The sequence below is a fragment of the Microbacterium umsixpiens genome (assembly GCF_053543675.1).
Map to the genome: position 1 here is coordinate 1 of NZ_JBLVOH010000092.1, position 6738 is coordinate 6738.

Sequence of the window (6738 nt, forward strand, 5' to 3'; positions counted from 1 at the left end):
AGCGTCATCGCTGTGCGCCGACGCCGCGGCCGCCGACTGTAGGCGACCCCGCCCTCCTGCCTGCGCCCGCGCGGCGGTCGAGAGCCGGTGTCGCCGCCTCCGGCCCCGCCCCCGGTCCTCCTTTCGAGGAAGGACCCGACCGTTAAGGTAGAAGCATGACGTATTCCGTCGCCGTCTCCGGCGCATCCGGCTACGCAGGCGGCGAGATCCTACGCCTCCTGGCCGACCACCCCGACATGGAGATCCGCACCGTCACGGCGCATTCGAACGCCGGACAGCCTCTCGTCGACCACCAGCCGCATCTGCGTTCACTCGCGCACCTCACCCTGCAGGACACGACGCAGGAGATCCTCGCAGGTCACGACATCGTGTTCCTCGCGCTTCCGCACGGGCAGTCGGGGCAGTACACCGACGCCCTGGGCGACGCGCCGCTCGTGATCGACGCGGGTGCCGATCACCGACTCACGTCGGCGTCGGCCTGGGATGCGTTCTACGGCGGCACCTTCCACGAACCGTGGACATACGGTGTCCCCGAGCTCCTCGTCGATGGAGTGAAGCAGCGCGAGCACCTCGGCGGGGCGACGCGCATCGCTGCCCCGGGCTGCAACGCCTCCACGGTGAGCCTCAGCCTCGCCCCGGGGGTCGCGGCCGGAGTGATCGACCCCTCCGACATCGTCTCGGTGCTGGCCGTCGGCCCGTCGGGAGCGGGAAAGAGCCTCAAGCCGAACCTGCTGGGCAGCGAGATCCTCGGCACCGCGAATCCCTATGCGGTCGGCGGAACCCACCGGCACATCCCCGAGATCCGTCAGGCGCTCGCCGCGGCGTCCGGGGCGGATGCCGCGGGCATCCGCATCTCGTTCACCCCGGTGCTCGTCCCCATGTCGCGGGGCATCCTCGCCACCTCGACGGCGCCGATCGTCGACGGCGCGACCGATGCGCAGATCCGCGATGCCTGGCAGAGCGCCTACGGCGACGAGACGTTCGTGCAGTTGCTGCCGGAGGGGCGCTTCCCCCGAACGGCCGACGTGCTCGGAGCCAACACCGCGCTCATCGGTCTCGCGATCGATCGCGCCGCCAACCGGGTCACGGTGGTCACCGCCGTCGACAACCTCGTCAAGGGCACCGCCGGCGCTGCCATCCAGTCCATGAACATCGCGCTGGGTCTTCCCGAGAACCGCGCCCTCTCAGTGAACGGAGTCGCGCCGTGAGCGTCACCGCCCCCGCAGGATTCGAGGCGGCCGGTGTCGCCGCAGGACTGAAGTCCACCGGCAAGCCCGATGTCGCCGTCGTCGTCAACCGGGGGCCGCGCAAGGTCGGTGCCGCCGTCTTCACGAGCAACCGCGCCAAGGCGAACCCGATCATCTGGTCGCAGCAGGCGGTCGCCGACCGCATCGTCGAGGCCGTTGTGCTCAACTCCGGCGGGGCGAACTGCTTCACCGGGGCCTTCGGGTTCCAGACCACGCACCAGACCGCCGAGAAAGCCGCCGAGCTTCTCGGAGTGAGCGCCGGTGACGTGCTGATCTGCTCCACCGGACTCATCGGCACCGGCGACGAGACCTTCCGGCAGCGGGTGCTCTCCGGCACGGAGCAGGCGATCGCCGCGCTCAGTGCCGACGGGGGCGACGCCGCCGCGCAGGCGATCATGACCACCGACACCGTGGCGAAGACCGCCGTGATCAGCCGCGACGGCTGGACGATCGGTGGCATGGCGAAGGGCGCGGGCATGCTCGCACCGGGTCTCGCCACGATGCTCGTGGTGATCACGACCGACGCGGTCCTCGAGCCGCTGCAGGCCGACGACGTGCTGCGCCGCGCGACGGGGCAGACGTTCGACCGGCTCGACTCCGACGGGTGCATGTCGACGAACGACCAGGTCACGCTGCTCGCCAACGGCGCATCCGGAGTCGTCCCCGACCTCGACGACTTCGCCGCCGCACTGACCGAGCTGTCGCAGGAGCTTGCGGTGAAGCTGCAGGGCGATGCCGAAGGCGCCAGCCACGACATCACCATCGAGGTGCAGCACGCGGCGTCCGAGCAGGATGCGGTCGAGGTCGGCCGATCCGTCGCGCGCAACAACCTCTTCAAGGCCGCGATCTTCGGGAACGACCCGAACTGGGGCCGCGTGCTCGCCGCGATCGGCACCACGAACGCGCAGTTCGACCCCTACGACGTGGACGTCTGGATGAACGGCGTCCGCGTCTGCACCGAGGGCGGCCCGGATCGCCCCCGGGAAGAGGTCGATCTGACGCCGCGCGCCACGCACCTCGTGATCGATCTCAAGGTGGGGGACTCGACGGCCACCGTGCTCACGAACGACCTCACCCACGATTACGTGCACGAGAACAGCGCATACGCCTCATGACCGACATCCAGGACACTCCCGCCGAGGTCGCCGCGCAGAAGGCCACCACTCTCATCGAGTCGCTGCCGTGGCTGAAGGAGTTCCGCGACCAGATCGTCGTCATCAAGTACGGCGGAAACGCGATGGTGTCGGAGGAGCTGCAGGATGCCTTCGCCCAGGACATCGCCTACCTCCGTTACGTCGGCGTGCTGCCGGTCGTCGTGCACGGCGGTGGTCCGCAGATCTCGAACATGCTGCAGCGACTCGAGATCCCCAGCGAGTTCAAGGGGGGCTACCGCGTCACCAACACCGAGGCGATCAGCGTCGTGCGCATGGTGCTCACGGGTCAGGTCAACCCGCAGCTCGTGTCGAAGATCAACTCGCACGGTCCGATCGCGACGGGTCTCAGCGGTGAGGATGCGGGACTTTTCGGCGGACGCCGTCGTGGCGTCGTGATCGACGGGGAAGAGGTCGACCTCGGCCGCGTCGGCGACGTCGTGGAGGTCGATCCGACCCCCGTGCTCGATCACCTCGCCGCCGGACGCATCCCGGTCGTGTCGAGCATCGCGCCCGACCTCGACCACCCCGGTCAGTCGCTCAACGTCAACGCCGATGCTGCGGCTGCCGCTCTCGCGGTGTCGTTGCACGCGCGCAAGCTCGTGATCCTCACGGATGTGCCTGGGCTCTACGCGGATTGGCCGAACCGCGACTCGCTCGTCTCGCACCTGACCTCGGAAGCCCTCATCGAGATGCTGCCGAAGCTCGAATCGGGGATGATCCCGAAGATGCGGGCGTGCCTCGATGCGGTCGAGGGCGGCGTGGACGCGGCAGCGATCATCGACGGCCGCGTGCCGCATTCGGTGCTCGTCGAACTTTTCACCAGCAAGGGAATCGGGACCGAAGTGGTCCTGGGAAAGAATGAGGTGACGGCATGACCGTCTGGCAGGACGACGCGGCACGCGATCTCGTGCTCAACGCAGGGGACCGGCTCGCGATGCTGGTCCGCGGCGAGGGCTCGTACCTGTGGGATGCCGACGGCCGACGCCACCTCGACTTCCTCGCCGGTATCGCGGTGACCTCCCTCGGGCATGCGCACCCGGCCTTCGTGGAGGCGGTCTCGACGCAGGCAGCCACGCTCGCCCATGTGTCGAACTACTTCGCCACTCCGCCCCAGCTCGCACTCGCCGCACGGCTCAAGCGTCTCGCGGGTGCCGGTATCGACGGGCGGGTGTTCTTCTCGAACTCGGGCGCCGAGGCCAACGAGGCCGCCTTCAAGCTCGCCCGCCTGCACGGTGGCGCCGAGCGCACGCGCATCCTCGCGCTCGAGAACGGCTTCCACGGACGCACGATGGGGTCGCTCGCGCTCACCGCGAAGGCGTCGATGCGCGCGCCGTTCGAGCCGATGCCCGCCGGTGTGGAGCACATCCCCGCCACGATCGAGGCCCTCGAGGCGGCGATGGACGACCGCGTCGCCGCCATCATCGTCGAGCCCATCCAGGGTGAGGCCGGCGTCGTCGAGCTGCCGGAGCGTTACCTCGCCGCCGCGCGCTCGCTGACCCTCGCTCACGGCGCGCTGCTGATCGTGGATGAGATCCAGACGGGTGCGGGCCGCACGGGAGAGTGGTTCGGGTTCAGTCACGAGGGCATCACGCCCGACGCGATCACGCTCGCCAAGGGCATCGGCGGCGGCTTCCCGATCGGCGCTCTGGTCACCTACGGTGCCGCGAGCGCCCTCTTCACCCCGGGCTCGCACGGCTCGACCTTCGGCGGAAACCCGCTCGCGACCGCTGTCGCCGACGCCGTGCTCGCCGAGATCGAGAGCGCCGGCCTGGTGGAGAACGCGGCCCGTCGTGGGGCGGAGCTGCGGGAGATCCTCCTCGGCATCGACTCTCCGCTGATCGAGGGCGTGCGCGGACGTGGTCTGCTCGTCGGTGTCGCGCTCACCGCTCCGGTCGCCGGCGCGGTGGTCGCGGCTGCGCAGGAGCGCGGCCTCATCGTCAACGCCGCCAACCCCGAGACCGTGCGCATCGCGCCCGCCCTCACCATCGGCGATGCCGAACTCGCCGAGTTCCGCGAGCTGTTCACGGCTTCCCTCGCCGACGTCCAGGCCTCTGTTGCCGGAAAGGTATCCGCATGACCCGCCACCTGCTGCGCGACGACGATCTGACCCCCGCCGAGCAGGCCGAGATCCTCGATCTCGCCATCGAGCTGAAGAAGGACCGCTGGGCCGACAAGAGTCTCGCGGGCCCGCAGACCGTCGCAGTGATCTTCGACAAGTCCTCCACGCGCACCCGCGTCTCGTTCGCGGTGGGCATCGCCGACCTCGGCGGCTCCCCCCTCATCATCTCGACCGCGAGCAGCCAGCTCGGCGGCAAGGAGACCCCGTCCGACACTGCGCGGGTGCTCGAGCGCCAGGTCGCGGCCATCGTGTGGCGCACCTACGCGCAGTCCGGACTCGAGGAGATGGCGGCAGGAACGCGCGTCCCCGTGATCAACGCGCTGTCGGACGACTTCCACCCGTGCCAGCTGCTCGCCGACCTGCTGACGATCCGTGAGCACAAGGGCGAACTGAAGGGGCTCACGCTCACCTTCCTCGGTGATGGCCAGAGCAACATGGCGCACTCCTACGCGCTCGCGGGCGTGACAGCGGGCATGCACGTGCGCATCGCGTCGCCCGAGGACTACGCCCCTCGTGCCGACGTCATCGAGGACGCCGATCGCCGTGCCGCCGAAACCGGCGGTTCGATCGCGCTCTACACCGATCCGGTCGAGGCCGCAGCCGGTGCCGACGTCGTCGTCACCGACACCTGGGTCTCGATGGGCAAGGAGGAGGAGAAGCTCGCGCGCATCCGCGATCTCGGCGGCTACAAGGTCACCCCCGAGACGATGACGCTCGCCGACCCCGAGGCGATCTTCATCCACTGCCTCCCCGCCGATCGCGGCTACGAGGTCGACTCCAGCGTGATCGACGGGCCGCAGAGTGTGGTCTGGGACGAGGCCGAGAACCGGCTGCATGCGCAGAAGGCCCTCCTGGTCTGGCTGCTCGGCAAGAAGGACGCGTGATGGCCGACTCCTCGCACGAAGGCACCAACGAGGGCGCGCTCTGGGGTGCCCGCTTCGCCACCGGGCCGTCGCCGGAGCTGGTGGAGCTCAGCCGCTCCACGCACTTCGACTGGATCCTCGCGCCGTACGACATCGCCGGCTCCCACGCGCATGCCACGGCGCTCGAGGCGGCCGGATATCTCGAGCCCGATGAGGCGCGGCGGATGCACGAGGGGCTGGATGCCGTAGCCCGCAAGGTCGCCGACGGCATCCTGCGCCCGGTGCCGACCGACGAGGACGTGCACGGCGCGCTCGAGCAGGCGCTGATCGCCGAGCTCGGGCCGGAGCTGGGCGGGCGCCTCCGCGCCGGTCGCAGCCGCAACGACCAGATCGCGACGCTGGTGCGCATGTATCTGATCGACCATGCGCGGGTGATCGCCCGTGACATCCTGCGGGTCATCGACGCGCTGGTCGCCCAGGCCGAGGCCCACCCCGATGCCATCCTCCCCGGGCGCACGCACCTGCAGCATGCGCAGCCCGTGCTCCTCGCCCACCACCTGCAGGCGCACGGCTGGCCGCTCGTGCGCGAACTCGAACGCCTGGTGGACTGGCGTCGTCGTGCCGGTGTCTCGCCCTACGGCGGGGGAGCGCTGGCCGGTTCCACGCTCGGTCTCGACCCCGCGCTCGTGGCGACCGAGCTCGGACTCGACCGCCCGGCCGAGAATTCCCTCGACGGCACCGCCGCCCGCGATGTGGTGGCGGAGTTCGCCTTCATCACGGCCATGACGGGTGTCGACATCTCGCGCCTGTCCGAGGAGATCATCCTCTGGAACACCCGCGAGTTCGGTTTCGTCACGCTCGACGACGGGTACTCGACGGGGTCGAGCATCATGCCGCAGAAGAAGAACCCCGACATCGCCGAGCTCGCGCGAGGCAAGTCGGGCCGTCTCATCGGCAACCTCTCCGGGCTGATGGCCACGCTCAAGGGGCTCCCGCTGGCGTACAACCGCGATCTGCAGGAGGACAAGGAGCCGGTCTTCGACTCGGTGCAGACCCTCGAGGTGGTGCTCCCCGCGTTCGCCGGCATGATCGCGACGCTGCGTTTCGACACCGAGCGGATGGCGGCGCTGGCGCCCCAGGGCTTCTCGCTCGCGACCGATGTCGCGGAGTGGCTGGTGAAGCGGCGGGTGCCGTTCCGCGACGCCCACGAGATCTCCGGCGCGCTCGTGCGTGCGTGTGAGGAAGAGGGGATCGGGCTGGAAGACGCTTCCGATGAACTGCTGTCGTCGGTGTCCCCGCATCTCGTCCCCGAGGTCCGCGAGGTCCTCACGATCGAGGGTTCGGTCGCGTCTCGG

Annotated in this window: 6 protein-coding genes; all 6 read left to right on the plus strand. The window is 69.6% G+C overall.

Annotated elements, in window-relative coordinates:
• The first annotated feature begins 155 nt into the window (after positions 1–155).
• Positions 156–1208, plus strand: a complete 1053-nt coding sequence (gene argC, locus ACNPM4_RS09185; RefSeq protein ID WP_448985468.1) for an N-acetyl-gamma-glutamyl-phosphate reductase — start codon at positions 156–158, stop codon at positions 1206–1208.
• Positions 1205–2362 (plus strand): bifunctional glutamate N-acetyltransferase/amino-acid acetyltransferase ArgJ, encoded by a 1158-nt coding sequence (gene argJ / locus ACNPM4_RS09190; protein WP_400859134.1) that lies wholly within the window; start codon positions 1205–1207, stop codon positions 2360–2362. The genes argC and argJ overlap by 4 nt, the downstream gene beginning before the upstream one ends.
• On the plus strand, positions 2359–3276 hold the full coding sequence (gene argB, locus ACNPM4_RS09195) for an acetylglutamate kinase (protein ID WP_400859136.1): 918 nt from the start codon (positions 2359–2361) through the stop codon (positions 3274–3276). Before argJ ends, argB begins: the two co-directional genes overlap by 4 nt.
• Entirely contained in the window at positions 3273–4478 is a 1206-nt protein-coding gene (locus ACNPM4_RS09200) for an acetylornithine transaminase (RefSeq protein WP_448985469.1), read from the plus strand. Before argB ends, ACNPM4_RS09200 begins: the two co-directional genes overlap by 4 nt.
• Positions 4475–5404 carry an ornithine carbamoyltransferase gene (gene argF, locus ACNPM4_RS09205; protein WP_400859140.1) on the plus strand — a complete coding sequence of 310 codons (930 nt, stop codon included), beginning with the start codon at positions 4475–4477 and terminating at the stop codon, positions 5402–5404. Before ACNPM4_RS09200 ends, argF begins: the two co-directional genes overlap by 4 nt.
• Positions 5404–6738 (plus strand): argininosuccinate lyase (gene argH, locus ACNPM4_RS09210; protein WP_448985470.1); only part of this gene is annotated, 1335 nt, incomplete at its 3' end. The genes argF and argH, both read left to right, overlap by 1 nt.

Coding starts and splice junctions, on each gene's coding strand:
- argC (WP_448985468.1), top strand. CDS start 156: ATGACGTATTCCGTCGCCGTCTCCGGCGCATCCGGCTACGCAGGCGGC.
- argF (WP_400859140.1), top strand. CDS start 4,475: ATGACCCGCCACCTGCTGCGCGACGACGATCTGACCCCCGCCGAGCAG.
- argB (WP_400859136.1), top strand. CDS start 2,359: ATGACCGACATCCAGGACACTCCCGCCGAGGTCGCCGCGCAGAAGGCC.
- ACNPM4_RS09200 (WP_448985469.1), top strand. CDS start 3,273: ATGACCGTCTGGCAGGACGACGCGGCACGCGATCTCGTGCTCAACGCA.